Raw genomic sequence first — 20904 nt, 5'->3', positions numbered from 1 at the left:
CGGGGCCCGGCGGGCCCGCTAGGCGACGGTGTCGTGCAGCCGGGATGCCTGTTTGTCCTTGAGCGGGCCGATGACCGACAGCGAGGGCCGCTGCCCCAGGATGTCGCGGGCGACCGCGCGGACGTCGTCCGGCGTGACCGAGGCTATCCGGGCCAGCATGTCGTCGACCGACATCTGCTCGCCCCAGCACAGTTCGCTCTTGCCGATACGGTTCATCAGCGCGCCGGTGTCCTCCAGGCCGAGGACGGTGGAGCCCTGGAGCTGGCCGATGGCGTGCCGTATCTCGTCGTCGGACAGGCTGTGCTCGGCGACCTGGTCGAGTTCGTCGCGGCAGATCTTCAGCACGTCGTGCACCTGGGACGGCCTGCACCCGGCGTACACGCCGAACAGGCCGCAGTCGGCGAAGCCGGAGGTGTACGAGTACACGCTGTAGGCCAGGCCGCGCTTCTCCCGGACCTCCTGGAACAGGCGGGAGGACATGCCGCCGCCGAGGGCGGTGTTGAGCACGCCGAGGGCCCACCGGCGCTCGTCGGTGCGGGACAGGCCCGGCATGCCGAGGATGACGTGCGCCTGCTCGGTGCTGCGGTCGATCAGCTCGACCCGGCCGGCGGTGCGCAGCGCGCGCCGTCCGCCGCGCGGGGCGATCGGCTCGGCGTCGAGCTCCTTGACGGCGCCGGCCTCCTCGAAGGCGGCGCTGACCTGGCGTACGACCTGGTCGTGGTCGATGTTGCCGGCGCAGGCGACCACGAGGTGGGTCGGGTCGTAGTGCTTCTTGTAGAAGCGGCGGATGCGGTCGGCGGTGAGGGCGTTGACCGTGTCGACGGTGCCGAGGACCGGGCGGCCCAGCGGGTTGTCGCCGAACATGGTGTGCGCGAACAGGTCGTGCACGCAGTCGCCGGGGTCGTCCTCGGTCATCGCGATCTCTTCGAGGATCGCGCCGCGCTCGATGTCGACGTCCTCCTCGAGGATGCGCGAGCCGGTCAGCATGTCGCAGACCACGTCGATGGCGAGCGGCAGGTCGGTGTCGAGCACGCGTGCGTAGTAGCACGTGTACTCCTTGGCCGTGAAGGCGTTCATCTCGCCGCCGACGGCGTCGATGGCGGAGGAGATCTCCAGGGCGGACCTGCGGCGCGTGCCCTTGAAGAGCAGGTGCTCCAGGTAGTGGGTGGCGCCGTTCAGGGCCGGGGTCTCGTCGCGGGAGCCGACGTGCGCCCAGATGCCGAAGGTCGCCGAGCGGACCGAGGGCAGGGTCTCGGTGACGATGCGCAGGCCCCAGGGGAGGGTGGTCTTGCGGACGGTGCCGATGCCGTTCTCTCCCTGGATGAGGGTTTGGGTACGGGCGACGGCCCGCGCCTCCGGGGAGGTGCGGGCCGTCGCCTTGGAGCCGTGGGACGTCACTTGTCGGCGTCGGCCTTCTTCTCGTCGTCCTCGCCCTCGATCACGGGGATGAGGGAGAGCTTGCCGCGGGAGTCGATCTCGGCGATCTCGACCTGGACCTTGGCGCCCACTCCGAGCACGTCCTCGACGTTCTCCACGCGCTTGCCGCCGGCCAGCTTGCGGATCTGCGAGATGTGCAGCAGGCCGTCCTTGCCGGGCAGCAGGGAGACGAACGCGCCGAAGGTGGTCGTCTTCACGACCGTGCCCAGGTAGCGCTCGCCGACCTCGGGCATCGTCGGGTTGGCGATGCCGTTGATCGTGGTGCGGGCGGCCTCGGCGGCCGGGCCGTCGGCGGCACCGATGTAGATGGTGCCGTCGTCCTCGATGGTGATCTCGGCGCCGGTGTCCTCCTGGATCTGGTTGATCATCTTGCCCTTGGGGCCGATGACCTCACCGATCTTGTCGACCGGGATCTTCACGGTGATGATCCGCGGCGCGTTCGGGGACATCTCGTCCGGCGTGTCGATCGCTTCCATCATCACGTCGAGGATGTGGAGGCGGGCGTCACGGGCCTGCTTGAGGGCGGCGGCCAGGACGGAGGCCGGGATGCCGTCCAGCTTGGTGTCGAGCTGGAGGGCGGTCACGAACTCCTTGGTGCCGGCGACCTTGAAGTCCATGTCGCCGAAGGCGTCCTCCGCACCGAGGATGTCGGTGAGGGCGACGTAGTGCGTCTCGCCGTTGATCTCCTGGGAGATCAGGCCCATGGCGATACCGGCGACGGGGGCCTTGAGCGGCACACCGGCGTTCAGCAGCGACATGGTGGAGGCGCAGACCGAGCCCATGGACGTCGAGCCGTTGGAGCCGAGGGCCTCGGACACCTGACGGATCGCGTACGGGAACTCCTCGCGCGTCGGCAGCACCGGCACGATGGCGCGCTCGGCGAGGGCACCGTGGCCGATCTCGCGGCGCTTGGGGGAGCCCACGCGGCCGGTCTCGCCGACGGAGTAGGGCGGGAAGTTGTAGTTGTGCATGTAGCGCTTGCGGGTCACCGGGGAGAGGGTGTCCAGCTGCTGCTCCATGCGGAGCATGTTGAGGGTGGTGACGCCCAGGATCTGGGTCTCGCCACGCTCGAACAGCGCGGAGCCGTGCACCCGCGGGATGGCCTCGACCTCGGCGGCCAGGGTGCGGATGTCGGTGACTCCGCGGCCGTCGATGCGCTTCTTCTCCTTGATGACGCGCTCACGGACCAGGGACTTGGTCAGCGAGCGGTACGCGGCGGAGATCTCCTTCTCGCGGCCCTCGAACTCCGGCAGGAGCTTCTCGGCGGCGAGCTGCTTGACGCGGTCCAGCTCGGCCTCGCGCTCCTGCTTGCCGGCGATGGTGAGTGCCTGGGCGAGCTCGGGGCGGACGGCGCCGGTCAGCGCCTCCAGGACGTCGTCCTGGTAGTCCAGGAAGATCGGGAACTCACCGGTCGGCTTGGCGGCCTTCGCGGCGAGGTCGGCCTGTGCCTTGCAGAGGACCTTGATGAAGGGCTTCGCGGCCTCCAGGCCGGCCGCGACGATCTCCTCGGTGGGAGCCTCCGCGCCGCCCTCGACCAGCTTGACGGTCTGCTCGGTGGCCTCGGCCTCGACCATCATGATCGCGACATCGCCGTCCTCCAGGGCGCGGCCCGCGACGACCATGTCGAAGACGGCGTCCTCGAGCTCGGTGTGCGTCGGGAACGCCACCCACTGGCCGCGGATCAGCGCGACGCGGACGCCGCCGATCGGGCCGGAGAAGGGCAGGCCGGCCAGCTGCGTGGACGCGGAGGCGGCGTTGATCGCCACGACGTCGTACAGGTGGTCGGGGTTGAGCGCCATGACCGTGGCGACGACCTGGATCTCGTTGCGCAGGCCCTTCTTGAAGGACGGGCGCAGCGGGCGGTCGATGAGGCGGCAGGTGAGGATCGCGTCCTCGGAGGGCCGGCCTTCCCGGCGGAAGAAGGAGCCGGGGATCTTGCCGGCCGCGTACATCCGCTCCTCGACGTCCACCGTGAGGGGGAAGAAGTCGAGCTGGTCCTTCGGGTTCTTGGAGGCGGTGGTGGCCGACAGCACCATGGTGTCGTCGTCCAGGTACGCCACGGCGGAACCGGCGGCCTGACGGGCGAGGCGGCCCGTCTCGAAGCGGATGGTGCGGGTGCCGAAGGAGCCGTTGTCGATGACGGCCTCGGCGTAGTGGGTCTCGTTCTCCACCAGTGTTCTCTCCGTTACTTGTCGTCTTTCGTCCCTCCTCGCCCGTGTGGCGGGAGGGACGTGGCGGAGAAGCACGCCTTCTGGTGCGGGCCGGTCTTCGATCGAAGCTCCCGGGTTCACTCTCCCGGGGGCCACTACCGAGGACCGGCGGCGGCGAGGTGCGCTTCTCCTCGTACGTCATGACGTCCGGGGGACGTCGGGGTGGTGCCCGTGACGGCGGCGACCTGGTGCGGTACCGGTCGTCACGGCGATCGGGTGCTCTTGCGTTGTGCTACCACACTACAAAGAGGAGGTGACACTCCGCACGTACAGCAAAGGGAGCGGTCCCCTTTCCCCAGGGAACCGCTCCCGTCACAGCGTCTTACCGGGCGCCCGCCGCACCACGGCGGATGCCGAGGCGGTCGACCAGCGCACGGAAGCGCTGGATGTCCTTCTTGGCGAGGTACTGCAGCAGCCGGCGGCGCTGGCCGACCAGGATGAGCAGACCACGACGGGAGTGGTGGTCGTGCTTGTGGGTCTTGAGGTGCTCCGTCAGGTCGGAGATCCGACGCGACAGGAGGGCGACCTGGACCTCGGGGGAGCCGGTGTCGCCTTCCTTGGTGCGGAATTCGGAGATGATCTGGTTCTTCGTAGCGGCGTCGAGCGACACGCTTACTCCTCATGGTCTGTGAATGGCCACCGAGCGCCCCCGGTCTTCATCTCGGGGGATCTTCCATGACTCGGAAGGCGGGAACCGCTGGACGCGGCCTGTGGAGCGGGGCTCCGAGGCGCGCACACAGCACACATACGTCCGTCGCTCAGAGTACCAGCCGGGGGCGGGCCCCCTTACCACGGTCCGCGAAACCGCCCAGGTGGGACGTGGGGTGCCACTAGGGTGAGCGCTCGTACCGGTCATCGGACCATGCATACGTCGGGCATACGCCGGGAAGGGGTCGCTGCGACATGGCGGAGACGGCTGAGGAGATCAAGGCACGCAAGGAGCGGGAGAAGGACGAGCTCTACGCCCTCGACATCTCCGGCGTCGAATGGCACAGCGCGCCGGGCACCGAGGAGCACGAGGAGCGGGTCGAGATCGCCTATCTGCCCGAGGGCGCGGTGGCCATGCGGTCCTCTCTCGACCCGGACACCGTGCTCCGCTACACGGAGGCGGAGTGGCGGGCGTTCGTGCTGGGCGCGCGGGACGGGGAGTTCGACCTGGAACCGGCGGGTCCCGAGGCGGAGTGACCGTCGTACGCGTCCGGGAGCGTGCACGCGTGTGTGCGCCCTCCCGGACGTCGCGCGTCAGCCGGTCATCGACCGCACCGTCGCGTACACGTCGAAGACGGCGAGCGTCAGCGGCACCAGTGTCAGCAGTACGAAGCCCTCGGCGATCTCCAGGAAGCGGCCCCAGAAGGGCGTGAGCCCACGGCGGGAGGCCACCAGACCGATCGCGGTGACCAGCGCCGATACCGCCGCGATGGCCGCGATCAGCCAGATCGTACGGATGTCGAGACCGCTCCGGTCCCCCGCCAGCGCCTCACGGACCAGGGCGTCCGGCGGGTTGAGCGCCAGACCGAGACCGAGCGCGACCAGGGAGCCGAGCCCCGCGGCCAGCAGGGTGGCGACCTGCGCGGTGTAGCGGAACAGCTGCGCGCGCATGAGCAGGGCGATTCCGGTGGCCAGGGCGAGCAGCAGCGCCCAGAGGCCGTCGGAGAAGCTGAGCACGAGGGCGGAGCCAACCGCGAGCAGCGAGCAGCCGCCGACCAGGCCGACCAGGAGTTCGTGGCCGCGGCGGGCCTGGGCCCCGATCCGTTCGGCGTCCACCGGCTCATGGGGCTCGGGGTCGGTGCCGTAGGCGCGCGAGGTGGTGTGCGGCGCCTCGAAGCCGATGGGCAGACGCGCGAAACGCATGGACAGGCCCGGCAGGAAGGCCAGGGCGCCAACGGCGACAGGAGCGCACAGAGCGGCGATCTCGGCCGGCGTCCAGTCCTTCAGGAGCGCCACGAAGGTGGTGACCAGGGCGAGGCCCGAGGCGGCCACGGAGGCCACGAACGGGCCGTCGCCCCGTGGAGAGACCAGGGCGAGGATCACCGAGGCCACCAGCACGGCCGCGCAGGCGAGCAGGAACTGGAGCTTCCCGACGCCCTGCCCCTCGGAGAGCGACAGCAGGCCGGAGCCGGCCACCCCCAGGTTGGGGAGGGCGCCGAGCCCCAGCGCGACGGCGGCGGACCGGTCGTCGTAGACGCGGGCACGGACACAGCCGAGAACCACGAGGAGGACACCGGCGATGCCCGCGAGGATGCCGGGCAGGCCGTGCATGTCGTGCCGCGGATCGGCGTTCCAGGCGACGAACGCGAGCAGGGCGGGCAGCACGCCGCCGCCGACGAGGCCCGCGGCGCGTGTGAGGTCGCCGTGCCACAGGGAGCGGTCCCGGGTGACCGCGGAGGCGACCGCTTCGGAGACGTCGTCGACGACGGCCGGCGGAAGCGACTCGGAGAAGGGACGAAGGGTGAGGAGTTCGCCGTCGAGGATGCGTTGCGCCGCGAAGGAGCGGGAACTGTCGAGGACGGTGCCGTCCCGCCGGACCAGGTGGTAGCCGACCGGGGCGCCCTCGGCTGCCGTCTGCCGGGAGAGCCTGAGGATCTCGGGGTAGACGTCGGCCACCGGTACGTCGTCGGGCAGCGCCACGTCGATCCGGCTGTCGGGCGCGACGATGGTGACCCGGCAGAAGCCGAGCCCCGGCAACGCCCCGGACGGGGCTGCCTGGTCGGGTCCGCCCGTGCGGGTGGCCGCCGTGGAGGCCGTCATGCTCACGTGCTGCTCCCCCTCAGTGCTGCTGTGTCTGCGGTGTGATGGTCCTGCGCCTCGTTCCCGGCGTCCGCCGCAGGACGGGGCTGTACGGGGCGGACGGGAAACCGTCGAGCGGATCCTGGAGTCGCCATACCGCGCACATCACCCGGAATCCCCGTGCATCCGACGGGTTCGCGTGTGCTCACGGGAACATCCGGCACCCTACCGCCCGCCGGTGTGTGATGGGATCAGTAGGATCGCGCGGCGGCCCTCGTCCGCCAGACACGGGGTGACGGACGGCAATCCGGCGGGCCGGCAAGGGGATTGGTGAGCAGTGAGCCAGATCGTCGTCAAACGTCCGCCCAGGGCGCTGCCGCCGGAGGTTCCCACGGGCGAGGTGGTCGTGCAGCCGCCGCCCGAGTTGCCTCGGGGGCATCAGGAAAGCGTGCTGATGCAGCTGTTGCCGACGCTCGGCATGGGCGGCTCGGTCGTCTTCTTCTTCACGAGCGGGCAGCCGTTCATGCGCATCATGGGCATGGTGATGATCGCGTCGACGATCGCCATGTCGATCGCGATGGTGGTCCGCTTCCGTCGCGGTTCTCAGGGGCAGCTCGCCGATCTGCGCCGTGACTACCTGAGTTACCTGTCGCGGACCCGCCGGACCACCCTGGAGACGGCGAAGGCGCAGCGTGACGCCCAGTACTACCTCCACCCCTCCCCGGAGCAGCTGTGGGCGCTGGTCGCCGAGGGCAGCCGGGTGTGGGAACGGCGGCCGGGCGACGAGGACTTCGCGCAGGTCCGCATCGGCCTGGGTCCGCAGTCCCTGTCCACCCCGCTGGTCGCCCCCGAGACGGCCCCGGTCGACCAGCTGGAGCCGCTGACAGCGGGCGCGATGCAGCGGTTCGTCGCGGTCCACAGCACCTTGGACGACCTGCCGATGGCGGTCTCCCTGCGCGCCTTCTACCACGTCGTACTCGGTGGCGAACCGGATTCCGTACGGTCCTCGGCCCGCGCTCTGACCGGTTCGCTGGCCTCGTTGCACTCCCCCGAGGACCTGATCGTCGCGGTCGCGACGGGCCGGGAGGCGGCGCGGCACTGGGAATGGGCCAAGTGGCTGCCGCACGCGCAGCTGCCCGGTGTCGCGGACGGCGCCGGCTCCCGCCGTCTGATCAGCGGCGATCCCCACGAGATCGAGGATCTCCTGGCTGCACGGCTGAGCGGCCGTCCCCGCTTCCACCCGAACGCCGCCCCCCTGCCGGACACCCCGCACATCGTCGTCGTCCTCGACGGCGTGTCCCTCCCGCCGGACTCCATGCTGGCGAACCCCGAGGGCCTGCAGGGCGTGACGGTCGTCGAGGTGGTCGAGGGCGAGCCGGCCGGCGCCCACGGTGACCTCTCCGTCCTCGTACGGCCGCGTTCGCTGCGCCTGGAGTCGGCGCACGGCGTCGTCTACGAGGGAACGCCCGACGTCCTGTCGTACGAGTCCGCGGAGGCGCTGGCCCGGCAGTTGGCGCCGCTGCGCATGGTCTCGGGCGGGGACGACGACGAACCGCTGCTGGCGAACCTGGAGTTCACGGATCTGCTGAACCTGGGCGACGCCGCCTCCGTCGACACCCGGCGCACCTGGCGGCCCCGGTCCCAGGCGGAACGGCTGCGGGTGCCGATCGGCGTCGGCGAGGACGGCCGTCCGGTGATGCTCGACATCAAGGAGGCGGCCCAGGAGGGCATGGGCCCGCACGGTCTGTGCGTGGGCGCCACGGGTTCCGGCAAGTCGGAGCTGCTGCGCACGCTGGTGCTGGGGCTCGCGGTCACCCACTCCTCCGAGACCCTGAACTTCGTCCTGGCGGACTTCAAGGGCGGCGCGACCTTCGCCGGTATGGCGCAGATGCCGCACGTGGCGGCCGTGATCACCAACCTGGCGGACGACCTCACCCTCGTCGACCGCATGGGCGACTCCATCCGCGGCGAACTCAACCGCCGCCAGGAGATGCTGCGCGACGCGGGCAACTACGCCAACATCCACGACTACGAGAAGGCGCGCGCGGCGGGCGCGCCGCTCCAGCCCATCCCCTCGCTGCTGCTGGTCATCGACGAGTTCAGCGAACTGCTGACGGCGAAGCCGGACTTCATCGACATGTTCGTGCAGATCGGCCGCATCGGCCGGTCGCTGGGTGTGCACCTGCTGCTGGCCTCGCAGCGGCTGGAGGAGGGCCGGCTGCGCGGCCTGGAGACGTACCTGTCGTACCGCATCGGTCTGCGCACCTTCTCCGCCGCCGAGTCGCGGGCGGCGCTGGGCGTGCCGGACGCGTACGAACTGCCGAACGTGCCGGGGTCCGGCTTCCTGAAGTTCGGCACCGACGAGATGGTCCGCTTCAAGGCGGCGTACGTCTCCGGCGTCTACCGTTCCGGCTCGCAGGGCACCGGGTCCGCGGACGGCCCGCTGCCGGTGGACCGGCGGCCGGTGCTGTTCACGGCGGCCGAGGTCCCGGTGCGGTACGCCCCGGTTCCGCGGCAGCGCGCGGACTCGGCGGACGGCACCGGCGAGGTGGACGACGCGCTGGCGGACACCGTGCTGGACGTCGTCGTACGCCGGCTGGAGGCCCAGGGGCCGGCGGCCCACCAGGTGTGGCTGCCGCCGCTGGACAGCCCGCCGTCGCTGGACGCGCTGCTGCCCGGCCTCACCTCCGTGGAGGGCCGGGGCCTCACCCAGCCCGGCTACGAGGGCGCCGGACGGCTCGTGGTCCCCGTCGGCATCGTCGACAAGCCGTACGAGCAGCGCCGTGACCCGCTGTGGGTGGACTTCTCGGGCGCCGCGGGCCACATGCAGGTCCTGGGCGGCCCGCAGTCCGGCAAGTCGACGCTGCTGCGCTCACTGATCTGCTCCTTCGCACTCACCCACACGCCCCACGAAGTGCAGTTCTACGGACTGGACTTCGGCGGTGGCGGCATGGCCGCGGTGGCCGGGCTGCCGCACGTCGGCGGCATCGCCTCGCGACTGGACCCGGAGAAGGTACGGCGTACGGTGGCGGAGGTCTACGGCATCCTGGCCCGCCGCGAGGAGTACTTCCGGGCCTCGGGCATCTCCTCCATCGCCGAGTTCCGCACCCGGCGGGCCCGCGGCGACATCCCGGTCACCGACCAGCCGTGGGGCGACGTCTTCCTGGTCGTCGACGGCTGGGCCAACTTCCGTACCGAGTACGAGGCGTTGGACCCGGTGATCCTCGACATCGCCGCCCGCGGCCTCGGCTACGGCGTCCACCTGGTCCTGTCCGCCTCCCGCTCGATGGAGGTGCGGTCCGCGCTCAAGGACAGCCTGCTGAACCGGCTGGAACTGCGGCTCGGCGACACGATGGACTCCGAACTGGACCGCAAGGTGGCCGCGAACGTCCCCACCGGGGTGCCCGGCCGCGGTCTGTCCCCGCAGAAGCTGCACTTCATGGCGGCGGTGCCGCGCATCGACGGCCTGACCTCCGACACGGACCTGGCGGACGCCACCGCCGCGCTGTCGGCCGAGGTCTCCCGGCACTGGCAGGCGCCGGGCGCGCCCCAGGTCCGTCTCCTGCCGCGCGAGTTCCCGGCGCAGCAGCTGCCCCCGGGCGACCGTTTCCCGGAGCGCGGCATCGCCTTCGCGCTCGACGAGGACAACCTGGAACCCGTCTTCGTCGACTTCGACCAGGACCCGTTCTTCCTCGTCTTCGGCGAGAGCGAGTCCGGCAAGTCGAACCTGCTCCGCCTGCTGGTCAAGCAGCTGACGACGCGTTACCCCGGCGACGAGTGCAAGCTGTTCGTCGTGGACAACCGACGCTCCCTGCTGGGCGTCACACCCGACTCCCACCTCGCCGAGTACATTCCGATGTCCAACGCCATGGAACATCACATGGCGGCTCTGGCCGATCTGATGAAGCGCCGCACTCCCACCGCCGACGTGACCGCACGGCAGCTCCGGGAGCGCAGCTGGTGGCAGGGGCCGACGGTGTACGTGGTCATCGACGACTTCGACCTCGTCTCCACGTCGAGCGGCAACCCGCTCAGCGGTCTGACGGAACTGCTGCCGTTCGCCCGGGACGTGGGCGTGCGCTTCATCATCGCGCGCTCGACGGCGGGCGCGAGCCGCGCCTCGTACGAGGCCTTCATGCAGCGCATCAAGGAACTGGGGGCCCAGGGCGTCGTGCTGGCGGGCGACCCGACCGAGGGCGACGTCCTGGGCGGTGTCCGGCCGCGCCCGATGCCCACGGGACGGGGCGTCTTCGTGTCCCGACGGCGGGGAAGGCCGTTGGTGCAGACGGGACTGGTGGCGGAGGAGGCCCTCTGACGGTTCACCGGCATCGGTCCTTCGGTACGACCAGGTCTGACTGACTGCGACGAGGGAGCGGAACCCATGTCATGGGACGAATGGGAACAGTTGAAGGCTCAGGCTGCCGACCGGCAGTCGACGCGGACGCAGCTGAACCAGGCACCCGCTCAAGGACCGGGCCCCGGCGGCAAGCCGGATTTGGTCGTACGGCAGGACGACCTCGGCGCCGTGGGGCACGACGCTTTCGTCCTGCACGGTGACCTCGTGAAGAAGGTGGACATCGCCGGCGCCGGCATGAACTCCGACCACGCCGGTTCCACCCACCAGGCGGCGTCCGCGTTGTCCCGGGTCGGCTTCGCCATGGGCGACGAACTCATGACGACGCTGACCGTCTGGGAGAGCCAGGTGAAGGCGGTCCGTCAGGCCTGTGCCCACATCTCGAACCACCTGGACTTCAGCAAGAAGCTGCACGCCAACGACGACGCCGGGATCGCCGCCGTCATCATGCGGAGAGACGGCTCCGGGATGCCCGTTTCGGAGCTCGCCACATACTTCGAGTAGCGCGGGGGAGCTCAGGCATGCCCATCACCTACGACGACCTCATGCAGGTGGAGCTCGGTAAGTTGGGCACCTCGGTGTCGGACTGGAAGAAGGCGGTCGCCCACCTGAAGCAGCTCGAGACCGATGCCCGTGACGGCCTCAAGAAGAAGTCCGACCGCGCACGCTGGGAAGGCGTGAACGCCGGCGTCACACGGGAGTTCGTGAACAAGACCGCCAAGGAGTTCGCGGACCTCCACACGGAGGCCGACAGCATCTTCCAGGTCCTCGACGACGCTCACCACGAACTCGAAGCGCTGCAGAAGAGCGTCAGGACACTCACCGGCGAGGCCGGGGAAAAGGGCTACACCGTTCAGGACAACGGTGACGGAACGGTGAGTGTGGGAGTCCGGCCCAGGTCGGGCGCCGACCCGAAGGAAGACAAGGACGGCAAGGACGGCAAGGACGCCACGGAGGAGGACCGGCAGCACTTCGCCGACTCCATCACGCGGAAAGTCGCCCGTGCCAACGACATCGACCTCTCCACCAGGCTGGCCCTCAGGCGGGCGCACGGGAACGACCCGTACAACGCCGGTCACGCGAAGTACGGGTCCCTCAACGACGCACAGGTCGAACGCGCTCTGGAACTCGCCAAGAAGCGCGAGGACATGACCGACCGGGAACTGGCGGAACTGAACCGGCTGCTGCGCCACAACGGACGTGAGAAGGACGGAGAGTTCGCGACCGAGTTCTTCGAGGGCCTGGGCGGACCGAGGCAGACGCTCGAGTTCTACGCCGCCCTGTCGATCGACGGCACCGGTGAGGACGCCTCGAGGACCCGCCTGGCCGGCGTACAGGACCTGCAGAAGTACATGGGTCACGCCCTGGCCAACGCGACCGACCCCTACACCCCGCAGAGCGTTCGCGGGGACCGGCAGCACCTGCCCTCGTCGTGGGGCGCGGAGTTCCGCAGGCTGGGCACTCAGCAGATCGAGTGGGAACGCGGCATGTGGAACAAGCCCTACGGATACCAGGTCCTGGGCGGTCTGCTCCGCTACGGGAACTACGATCCGGCGTTCCTGACGCCCATCGCGGAGCACGTCACCCAACTCCACCAGGAGGATCCCCACCGCTTCCTGTCCAACAAGCCCGCCGGCAGCGACGACCGCTACGGGTTCAACCCCTCCGGGAAGCTCGGCAGCGGCAACGACCCGCTGAACAGCGTCCTGGAGGCGCTGGGGCACAGCCCCGAGGCAGCCGAGCGGTTCTTCACGGAGAAGCCCACGGCGTACAACGAGGACGGCACGATCAAGTCCGGGGGCAAGACGGACTTCAAGTCCTACCTCGATCTCTTCACGGACAAGGACTTCGAGTGGACGATCGACAGGAACACCGCCAACGTCCTGGCTGATGAGGAGGCGACGAGCAAGGCCCTCACCTTCGGCCCGGACGCTCTGGGCCACGCCCTCGAGGCCGCCGCGACAGGGCACCCGTACGACAGCGACAGGATCGACCCGTCGGTCAGGCCCAGCCCGGCACAGGCGAAGCTGGTCCACGACATCGTGGAGAAGTTCGCCACGAACCCGGACCTGCTGACGCACAACATGAACGGCGCCCTGAGGGACGAGGAGACCGGCCCCCTCCACGCCCTGCGCGACAGCCTGGGCAACATCGCGGCGGACTACATCGGCGACTTCCAGCGGTCGATGTACGGCGAAAGCGCCGACAGCAAGGTCTTCCCGACCAACGGCACGCCTGCCAACCTTGGACACGGGAACGCTCAGAGATTCCTCGGCCTGATCGGGCAGGATCCGGACGCCTACAGCGCCATCACTTCCGCGCAACAGGCTTACACCGCAAACGTGGTGCAGGACTTCCTGAAGGCAGAGGGGACGGATCTCACCCCGGAGGACGGTGCACGCGTCGGCGATCTGGTCGCGCCGGGCGCCGCCATCGCGGGGATCATGAGCAACTCCCGGGCCGACGCGATCTATGACTACCACACGGCCTCGAACAAGGAATACAACGAGGCAGTAGCAGACAACGCCAAGTGGGTGAACCGGACCGTGGGTTTGGGGACGGGATCCATCCCTGCACCATTCTCCGCGGCGGCTGAACCTATCAACTGGCTGGCCGAGGATGTGACGGAAAGCGTCGTGAAGAGTGTTGAGGAGGACACCGTAAAGGAGGCCGAACAGGGCGCGGGTAATGAATATTCAAGGGGGAGGGAGGCTGCGAAGGACGCGGCAACGGCCAGCCTCACAAGCTACTTCGCGCACGATAAGGGAATCGACGCTGAGACGCGGGATGCCATCGACCGCGCGGTTCGGACTCAAGCGGGTGTGAGTCACTCTGATGGAGCTCAGTGGAACTCCTCGGGGGACGGTACATGAGAATCCGCCAACACTCGACCCACCAGCCCCAGGAACCGTCTTTGTCTGCGAAGAAACTGGTCACTGCAATCCTTCTCACATCGACCCTTACCGCCTGCAACTCCTCACACGACGGTCTCTCGTACACCGTCCCGGACAACATCTGCGGAATTTCCACTGACAAGAAAATCCTGGAAGCTCTGCTCGATGACGGCGACAAGCTGGAACAGGACACCGGGCACTTCAGTCTGCAGGAGGGACAGATTTGCCACATGTACGTGGATGGAAACGAATCCGTGATAAGTGACGGCGAGTGGCACGAGAAAGGATACGAACTACGCGACTACTTCTTGGACTATGACGTGAAAGGTCTGCGCTATCACAAGAAAAAATTCGCATCCTGGAATTCCGGAGTGGCCTCCGCATTCCCATGCCCCGGGGTGAGCAAAAAGGGTGATGTTCTGTCGGTGGAGGTCAGCGACATGAGATGGAACGACAGGTCACAACGCCTTCTGGAGAAGCTCGCTCCTGCTTACTTCGACGCTTACAAGAAAAAGCTCGGCTGTCAGCCTTGAGCGGCACGCGGGCCGAAGAGGTGCGGAGCGGTGCAGGGGACGACGGCCCAGACGGTCTTGCCCGGATCTCCCGACCGTTCGGTGACACCCCATTCCCCGGCCGGCGCCTCGACCAGAGCCAGCCCACGCCCACCGTGCATGTCGGGCTGTTCGCCCTGTGCACTCACCGGCCGTTGTTCTCCACGGGCGTCGCTCACCTCGACCCGTACGAGCCTGCCGCAGGATTCGACAGTCAGCCGCAGCTCGGCGTCCCTGCCGGGGACCCGGCCGTGGGTGACGGCGTTCGCGGCCAGTTCCGCAAGGACCAGCTCGACGTCGTCGTGGGCCGGGCTGCCGTAGTGCCACCCCCAGGCATCCATCTGCTGGGAGGTGAGGCACCGGGCGAGCCGGGCGCCGCGTGGGGTGGCGGAGAAGCGGAGGGTGAGGGCCCTCTGCTCGGCAAAGGGGAGGGCGAAAGCGGCCGGTCGCTGCCGCTGGGGGGACTCGTCATGCCCCCGAAGTTTTCGTGACAGCAGCCCGTTCACCAGGTCCGACGCCCCCACGGCAGTGCTCTGTGGGGGCGTCGGACGTGTCGGGGCGGCTGCCCGGTGCCCGCCCCCGTACGGCCCGTTCCAGGTCACGTCCAGGACTGCAGCGGACGCACCCTGCCTTCGTCCGTCACCTCGTACATGTCGATGCGCAGCAGCGCACGGACATGGACCGGAACGCGTTCGACGGCTTTCACGGACGAGGACGGCACGACGAGTGCGTACCGTGTCCGGGAGTCCTGGCTCGTCATGCGGCGCAACAGCTGCCCGTAGGCGATGTCGGCGTCGATGCCCTTCTCGCTGGTGCGGCCCTTGGCCTCTCGGGCCGGACACGGGCGGGACGTCGCGGAGCAGGTAGCGCAGGAGGCCGCCGGGGCGGTGGACCGGGGTGCCGTCGTCGAGGAGCCCGCGCCGTGTCCACGCCACCCGGGCGACGGCGTGGACACGGCCACCGTCAGGACCCGTCGATCAGTTTCCGTATCTCCGGGGGGAGCTCGTCGCCCAAGTGGGCGGCCACGAAGATGACATCGCCGGGAGCATCCCCGACTGCGACGGCCACCTCGGGAGAGACACCGTCCACCTTGTGGACGGTCGTCGTCTCCCCGGCTTGCTCGCCCTCGTCCTGGCCACCGGTGTCGTCACACGGCGGGATGGTGGCGGGACCGAGCTTCTCTCCCGCGGTGAACTCCACGTTCGCGACGTCCCGGTACGTGCGGTCCTGGTAGAGGACACGGTAGGCGCAGGATGCCGCCTGCTCGCCTCCTCCATCGCTGCTGTTCTCCGATGTGCAGGCCACAGCCGACGTCACCATGGCTGCGACCAGAAGCATGCGAGTGGTTCGTCCCGACCGGCTCATGGTGTCCTCCGAGTAGATGCTGTGGAGGGCCGGAGCGTGCCCCCGCCGACGTGTCCCAGCCCGAAGCCGCGTTCGACCTCATGAGTACCGACGGAGCAGAGGCCCTGTTCGTTCGAGCACCGAGGCAATACCCCGGTCCTGGCCTGGACGGTGCGACTCACCTCGGCGGTACGGCGCGGGTGGTGCACTCCCGGCACAGGGTTTCGTTGCCGATCGGCCTGAAGAGGGTGGGCTGGATGTGCTCGCCCGCACACTCGCGTGTGCCCGCCAGACGGGCGGAGAGGCGGGGGCCGGGGGCTGCTCGGGTGAGGTTCCTGCGCCCGGTGCGTTTGCTTCCGGTTCCTGGCCCGTCGGTACGGGCGGTACGTCGCGCAGGATGTAGCGCAGCAGGCCGCCGGGGCGGTGGACGGGGCTGCCGTCGTCGGGGAGGCCACGCAGGATGTGCAGGCGGACGGCGGTGGGCGGCGTTCGTACGGATGACAGCGCGCGATTGACCTGAAGAGGAAGGGGCGGCCGGAAGCCGGACTTGGCTGCCGCCCGCCCCTCCTCCGTACGCGAAGGTGTCAATCCTGTGCGCACGGTCGGGATTCGGCCTGCCCCGCCCCTTGAACCACACGATCCGGCCTGGTTGTTAGCCTGTCGGGCGCACGCCAATCGAGTGGACGGGGGCAGGAAGGCATGGCGGAACCTGTCGCGGAGCAGCACGGGAACGTCGATGGGACCGGGCAGCCGGTCGGTATGCGGCTGAATCAGTACCCGGCGGACCCGGGAGGCCCGCAGGGGCCTGTGAGGGGCGGCCGGAAGGACCTGGCGTCCAGCCCCGCTCGAAAGAAGGCCGCGGTCAAGGCCATCGAGGAGAACCTCGAACCCGACACCCGCAAGGCCGGCGACCGGGCGGACGAGGAGACCAACGCCGCGGTCAAGGCCTTCGCCCCGAAGGACGGCCACGGGTGGGTCACCTCAGAAGCGCTGAAGAAGGCGCACAAGACCTGGGGCGAGCAGGTGCAGAACCTGATGAACCGCCTGGGCTCAGAGAAGGAAGCCCTGCGCAGCACCAGCATCCTGTTCCAGTACACCGACTTCGGCGTCGGACAGGGACTGCGCAAGTCGTCCAATCTCGACGGCTACTGAGCCACTGCCCCTTACGCCATCGTTCATTCACGTCAACGCGCACAACGGGGATCCATGCCGACGTACCACGAGATCATGACAACGGACCTGGCCACGCTCACCACGGCAGCCGAGCGCTGGGACGACATGGCCAAGGAGTTCAACAAGCAGGAGAAGGCCTACAAGCGGGATGTGCACGGCATATCCATGGGCCAGACCTGGCTGGGGCTGAGCGCGGACGCCGCCAACCGCCGCTTCGACATCACCCTCAAGGAATACCAGAACGCCCAGACCGAGGCGAAGGCCATCGCCTCCCTCCTGCGCGACGCCCACACCCAGTTCGTCGACCTCCGCGGCAAACTCAAGACCGCCCGCCAGGAGGCCATCGACAACGGCATGAAGGTGTCCGACCAGGGCATCGTCTCCTACGACACCGCCCTGCTCGACGAAGGCGCCCGCAACGCCTACCGCCACGACCCCGACATCCAGGAGAGCGTCCGCAAGAGCGTCCGCTCCTGGCAGGACCGCATCGACCAGCTCGTCAAGGACGTGGCCGACGCCGACAAGGGCGTCGAGATCGCCTTCAACGCCGTCGTCGTCGACTCCGACCTCACCGACGGCACGTCCAACGGCTTCAACAGCCGTGCCCAGGGCGACATCGAGAAGTACGAGGCAGAGAACTCCAAGGACATTGCCACCCGTCTCGCCGACGGCAAGAAGGTCTCCACAACCGAACTCGCCGAACTCGACCGCGCCTTCCGCGACAACTCCGACGACAAGGTGTTCAGCCAGACGCTGCTGGCGGGACTCGGCCCTGACCGCACCATCAAACTGACCAACGAGCTCAACCAGCTCGCCTACAACGACGACAAGGCGTACAAGGGGTACAAGAGCCTGTACCTGGAACTGCAGGGCGGCCTGTCCGACACCATCGCCAAGGCGACCCAGGTGCCCGGCTCGGTCACCGACGCACCTCCAGGCTCCCAGAAGTTCAAGGACTGGCTCGCCAGCGACGACGGCAGGTTCTACCGGCAGTGGACGGAGAACCTCGACAAGTACGGCACCAAGAACTACGGGACCAACACCCAGCCGCTCTACGGCTACCAGTCCTTCGTCAGCCTGATGCAGCACAGCAACGTCAAGTACGACGACCAGTTCCTCTACGAGCTGGGTGACGACCTCATAGCGGCTGAGAAGAAGCAGCCCGACATCTACACCGAGTGGGGAGCCGGCCACGACGGCGTCCGTGCGGACGCCCTCGACGGGCTCCTCAGCGTCATGAGCAAGAACCCCGACGCGGCCACCTCCTTCTTCGACCCCGCGGGCAACGGCTCAGGTTCCGACCACGTCGCCAACGACCATCTGAAGTACCTGCTCCACGAGCGTGAGTGGCCGCAACACAGCACAGTCGCCGGTCCGACGGTCGTCACCATGGACGACCCCCTCAACCGCACCGGATTCGGCGCGGCGCTGGAGGCGGCGACCACCGGCCGGGAACCCGACTCCACCGGGGCGTCCTTCGAGCACCACACCGAAGCCCAGGCCCGGGTGATGCAGGAGACCATCACCCAGCTGGACAAGGACGGCAAGGGCGACACGGTCCCGCAGAACCTGAAGGTGCCCCTCGGACGCGCACTCGCCGACTACACGGTCGACACCCACGCGATCCTCAGCGGCACCGAGCCGAGCAGCCCCGCGGGGCTCGACGGCATCAACGCGAACGGCGACGAGTCGAGCATCACCAACAGCAAGCACAGCCTGCTCCGCGTGATGCGCGGTGTGTCCGACGCGGCGTACGGGACAACCCCTGATGGCGAGCCCGTCCTCGTCTACGACCTCCTGTACGAGAACCAGAAGCTCTACTCCGCCGAGTACCTGGACACGACCAGGGACGCTCCGCCCGAGCAGCAGAGCAACGTCGTCGGCGACTGGGACAACAAGGCCCGTCACGTCGGTGAGGTGTACGGCTCCATGACCGCCATCGGATCCGACATGATCCTCGACGACCGGGACACCAAGGTCGGCAACCTCAATGACACCATGCGCTACACGTACCACGGGGTCGGCGGCCTCTTCACCCAGATTCCCGTGGTGGGTGATCCGATTCAGCGCATGATCGACGCGGCCACCTACGAGTACTCCAAGGACGTGACGGCCGCTGCGGAGGACGTGGCCAGGTCCGAGGACAGCACCACGACGTCCGCAGGCATCGGCGGCACGAACGCGCTCCTCGACGCGTGGGGCGGCGAGCACGACATCAAGGGAACCGAGGCTCACGAGCACGCCAAGGGTGAGGCCAAGCAGAGCTTCATCACCGGGCGCGAGGATGCGTACTCGGCTCTGCGTACGAGGAAGTGAGATGACGGACAAGAGCGGCCGGGCGCGCCTCGGACGAAGGGTGATCGCCCCCGTTCTGGCGGTCGTCGTGCTGGCGGCGGGTGCGTATCTGTGGCTGGACACGAATCTCTTCGGCCGCGAGGACGTGTGCGGGGGGTTGGTGTCCAGCGGATCGGCCGAGGCCGTCTTCCCTCATTCCGGCCGTATCTCCGACCGGGCCGGACTGGACGACTCGTCGAGTGATCGGATCGCCTTCACCTGCACGGTGGAGAGCTCGTCCTTCCTTCTCGGGCCGGAAACCGAGTACCTGAAGATCTCGGGAAGCCGTGAGCGCGGTGACTTTCCTTTCAGTGAGTACGGCCGGTGGCCCAGCCCTGCCACGGTGTCGTTCTTCTCCGGCGGCGCCACCGGTGGGGTGGGCTCGGACCACGGCTGGGTCCTGCTGCCCGACGCCTGCACCACCACTGACGGGCCCGCCATCATCGAGGGATACGCCCCGGAAGGCTCGGACTCGGTGAAATTTGCCCGGCTCCTGACCGAGGTCGCCAACAACACGGCCAAGCGAGGAGACTGCGCGTCCGAGAAGCCCCTGACCGCTCCCCAGACCCTCGGCACGGCTCCCGAGCCGCACCGGGTCCAGGAGGGTGCGGTGTGCGGCCTCACGGCTCTGGAGTTCCCCGGTCCGAAGGCGCAGGCCCGCGCCGACGTGACGGAAACGGTCCAGGACAGCGCAGGCCCCACCTGGTCGTGCGAGGTCGACGATCACGCCACCTACGCCGTGACTCAGGAGCCGCGCCTCGTCGCGGGTATCCGCTCCTCGCCCAGGTTCACGGAGCAGCCGCGCGTGGCCGGCCTCCAGGTCATGGGTTTTGATCCCACCCACGTGGTCGCCGACTGTGCGGGCATTCCCACGTACTTCTCCATGGAAGTCCATCAGGGCTACACCTCCGCCCTCGAAAAGCCTGGTGCCCCGAGCCTGCGTGGCTTGTACGACAACTTCGTCGACATCGTCGGCGAGCGGTTCGGCTGCGGCACATCCTGATCCATAGAGCGCTGAGGAAACATCACGTGACACATTCACGACACCGGTCGGCGATCGCAGCCGCCCTGACCGCGGCAGCCCTGGTGACCGGCTGTCAGAGCAACAGCGGCATGGCTCCCCTGAGCCTGAGCGGTCTGACCGAAACCGCCGACGGCATGCCGGACGACGGGGCGAGCACCTGCCCACTCCCCTACGACATGGTCAAGGCCGCGGAGAGCGCGGGACTGGACGGGAAGACCGGCCTCGGCCCGGTGAAGAAGGACGGTGGCACGCCCGTCGCTACGGCCGAGGGCGGCAAGCGTGCCAAGGCCGGGGACCCGCTGGCCGAGAACCCCGGCGTCCTGGTGAGTTGCACCTTCCACATCGGTCAGGACGACGTGCAGGTGCACACCGTCGCCACCCGCAAGCCGAATGCGATCGTCCCGCTCGCGCCAGTGGTCGCCTCACTGACCAACTCCTCCTCCGATGACCTGGTCAGCTATGTCAACGAAGCGGCCGAAGCCAAGACCGGAGAGATGATGGTCGCCGACAGCGGCAACGTCGCCGCCGTACGCCTGAAGCTCGACGGCGACGGAGACGCCGCCGTCCTGGTGGGGGCCGGAGAGGCCGGAACCACGTCCCTGAGCCGAAAGCAGGTCGGTGACCTCACCGAGGCACTCGCGGACCAAGTGCAGTAGACCAAGTCCGGAAGGCGAACGCCGCTGCGGCAGTTCAGGAACCAGCGCGGCCGCCAACTCATGGAAGAGAACGTGAACCGAGCAAAGCGTCTGATCGCCAAGGCAGTTGCCGTCATTCTGTGCATCACTGAGGTCTTCTCGGCAACGTGACGGTTGCGGTGCGTGATGATGCCGGGCGGCGGGATGGTGACTCGATGCCG

Annotated in this window: 16 protein-coding genes; 9 read left to right on the top strand and 7 right to left on the bottom strand. The window is 68.6% G+C overall.

Going from position 1 to position 20904, the window contains the following annotated elements; translation table 11 throughout:
* Nucleotides 1–18 precede the first annotated feature (18 nt).
* The 3 genes from JL475_RS32945 to rpsO all read right to left on the bottom strand — a co-directional run bounded on the left by JL475_RS32945 (nt 19) and on the right by rpsO (nt 4257).
* Entirely contained in the window at nt 19–1398 is a 1380-nt protein-coding gene (locus JL475_RS32945) for a pitrilysin family protein (RefSeq protein WP_202281868.1), read from the bottom strand.
* Complete coding sequence (locus JL475_RS32940; RefSeq protein ID WP_109377365.1) at nt 1395–3608, bottom strand: polyribonucleotide nucleotidyltransferase; 2214 nt, start codon at nt 3606–3608, stop codon at nt 1395–1397. Before JL475_RS32940 ends, JL475_RS32945 begins: the two co-directional genes overlap by 4 nt.
* 361 nt (nt 3609–3969) lie before the next feature.
* Complete coding sequence (gene rpsO, locus JL475_RS32935; protein WP_109377366.1) at nt 3970–4257, bottom strand: 30S ribosomal protein S15; 288 nt, start codon at nt 4255–4257, stop codon at nt 3970–3972.
* Nucleotides 4258–4550: 293 nt separating this feature from the next.
* On the opposite strand from rpsO, the gene JL475_RS32930 reads away from it, so the two are divergent.
* Nucleotides 4551–4832: a DUF397 domain-containing protein gene (locus JL475_RS32930; protein WP_055605087.1), complete on the top strand. Its 282-nt coding sequence runs from the start codon at nt 4551–4553 to the stop codon at nt 4830–4832.
* A 57-nt stretch (nt 4833–4889) separates the two neighbouring features.
* Here JL475_RS32930 and eccD read toward each other — a convergent pair whose 3' ends face one another.
* Nucleotides 4890–6401, bottom strand: a complete 1512-nt coding sequence (eccD, locus tag JL475_RS32925) for a type VII secretion integral membrane protein EccD (protein WP_202281867.1) — start codon at nt 6399–6401, stop codon at nt 4890–4892.
* 310 nt (nt 6402–6711) lie between these two features.
* Between eccD and eccCa the strand changes: the two genes are divergently transcribed.
* The 4 genes from eccCa (at nt 6712) to JL475_RS32905 (ending at nt 14155) form a co-directional block, all read left to right on the top strand.
* A complete protein-coding gene (gene eccCa, locus JL475_RS32920; RefSeq protein ID WP_202281866.1) occupies nt 6712–10689 on the top strand; it encodes a type VII secretion protein EccCa in 3978 nt (1325 codons plus the stop codon).
* 66 nt (nt 10690–10755) lie between these two features.
* Nucleotides 10756–11232, top strand: a complete 477-nt coding sequence (locus JL475_RS32915; protein WP_202281865.1) for a hypothetical protein — start codon at nt 10756–10758, stop codon at nt 11230–11232.
* Between the two features lie 17 nt (nt 11233–11249).
* The gene (locus JL475_RS32910) at nt 11250–13601 is read left to right on the top strand and encodes a DUF6571 family protein (protein ID WP_202281864.1); all 2352 of its coding nucleotides are present in this window, start codon (nt 11250–11252) and stop codon (nt 13599–13601) included.
* Between the two features lie 41 nt (nt 13602–13642).
* On the top strand, nt 13643–14155 hold the full coding sequence (locus JL475_RS32905; RefSeq protein WP_202281863.1) for a hypothetical protein: 513 nt from the start codon (nt 13643–13645) through the stop codon (nt 14153–14155).
* Here the strand turns inward: JL475_RS32905 and JL475_RS32900 are convergent.
* The 3 genes from JL475_RS32900 to JL475_RS32890 all read right to left on the bottom strand — a co-directional run bounded on the left by JL475_RS32900 (nt 14146) and on the right by JL475_RS32890 (nt 15538).
* A complete protein-coding gene (locus JL475_RS32900; protein WP_307825231.1) occupies nt 14146–14697 on the bottom strand; it encodes an ATP-binding protein in 552 nt (183 codons plus the stop codon). The genes JL475_RS32905 and JL475_RS32900 overlap by 10 nt on opposite strands.
* A 74-nt stretch (nt 14698–14771) precedes the next feature.
* Nucleotides 14772–15128: a hypothetical protein gene (locus JL475_RS40555; protein ID WP_237408975.1), complete on the bottom strand. Its 357-nt coding sequence runs from the start codon at nt 15126–15128 to the stop codon at nt 14772–14774.
* Between the two features lie 8 nt (nt 15129–15136).
* Complete coding sequence (locus JL475_RS32890; RefSeq protein WP_202281862.1) at nt 15137–15538, bottom strand: DUF6281 family protein; 402 nt, start codon at nt 15536–15538, stop codon at nt 15137–15139.
* Between the two features lie 678 nt (nt 15539–16216).
* Here JL475_RS32890 and JL475_RS32885 point away from each other — a divergent pair.
* From JL475_RS32885 to JL475_RS32870, 4 genes are all read left to right on the top strand, one after another.
* Nucleotides 16217–16669 carry a hypothetical protein gene (locus JL475_RS32885; RefSeq protein ID WP_202281861.1) on the top strand — a complete coding sequence of 151 codons (453 nt, stop codon included), beginning with the start codon at nt 16217–16219 and terminating at the stop codon, nt 16667–16669.
* 75 nt (nt 16670–16744) lie between these two features.
* Nucleotides 16745–19006 carry a hypothetical protein gene (locus JL475_RS32880; RefSeq protein WP_307825230.1) on the top strand — a complete coding sequence of 754 codons (2262 nt, stop codon included), beginning with the start codon at nt 16745–16747 and terminating at the stop codon, nt 19004–19006.
* A 1-nt stretch (nt 19007) separates the two neighbouring features.
* Complete coding sequence (locus tag JL475_RS32875) at nt 19008–20027, top strand: hypothetical protein (RefSeq protein WP_202281859.1); 1020 nt, start codon at nt 19008–19010, stop codon at nt 20025–20027.
* Nucleotides 20028–20053: 26 nt separating this feature from the next.
* Nucleotides 20054–20704 carry a hypothetical protein gene (locus tag JL475_RS32870; RefSeq protein WP_202281858.1) on the top strand — a complete coding sequence of 217 codons (651 nt, stop codon included), beginning with the start codon at nt 20054–20056 and terminating at the stop codon, nt 20702–20704.
* Nucleotides 20705–20904: the final 200 nt, after the last annotated feature.

Source organism: Streptomyces sp. M2CJ-2 (genome assembly GCF_016757295.1).
GTDB lineage: Bacteria > Actinomycetota > Actinomycetes > Streptomycetales > Streptomycetaceae > Streptomyces.
The sequence above is the reverse complement of the archived record's forward strand: the minus strand, read 5'-3'. Positions and strand labels throughout refer to the sequence as shown.

Bases quoted from the DNA above. Each gene is read 5' to 3' on its own strand.
- JL475_RS32930 (WP_055605087.1), top strand. From the start codon at position 4,551: ATGGCGGAGACGGCTGAGGAGATCAAGGCACGCAAGGAGCGGGAGAAG.
- JL475_RS32915 (WP_202281865.1), top strand. From the start codon at position 10,756: ATGTCATGGGACGAATGGGAACAGTTGAAGGCTCAGGCTGCCGACCGG.
- JL475_RS32910 (WP_202281864.1), top strand. From the start codon at position 11,250: ATGCCCATCACCTACGACGACCTCATGCAGGTGGAGCTCGGTAAGTTG.
- JL475_RS32890 (WP_202281862.1), bottom strand. From the start codon at position 15,538: ATGAGCCGGTCGGGACGAACCACTCGCATGCTTCTGGTCGCAGCCATG.
- JL475_RS32885 (WP_202281861.1), top strand. From the start codon at position 16,217: ATGGCGGAACCTGTCGCGGAGCAGCACGGGAACGTCGATGGGACCGGG.
- JL475_RS32880 (WP_307825230.1), top strand. From the start codon at position 16,745: ATGACAACGGACCTGGCCACGCTCACCACGGCAGCCGAGCGCTGGGAC.
- JL475_RS32875 (WP_202281859.1), top strand. From the start codon at position 19,008: ATGACGGACAAGAGCGGCCGGGCGCGCCTCGGACGAAGGGTGATCGCC.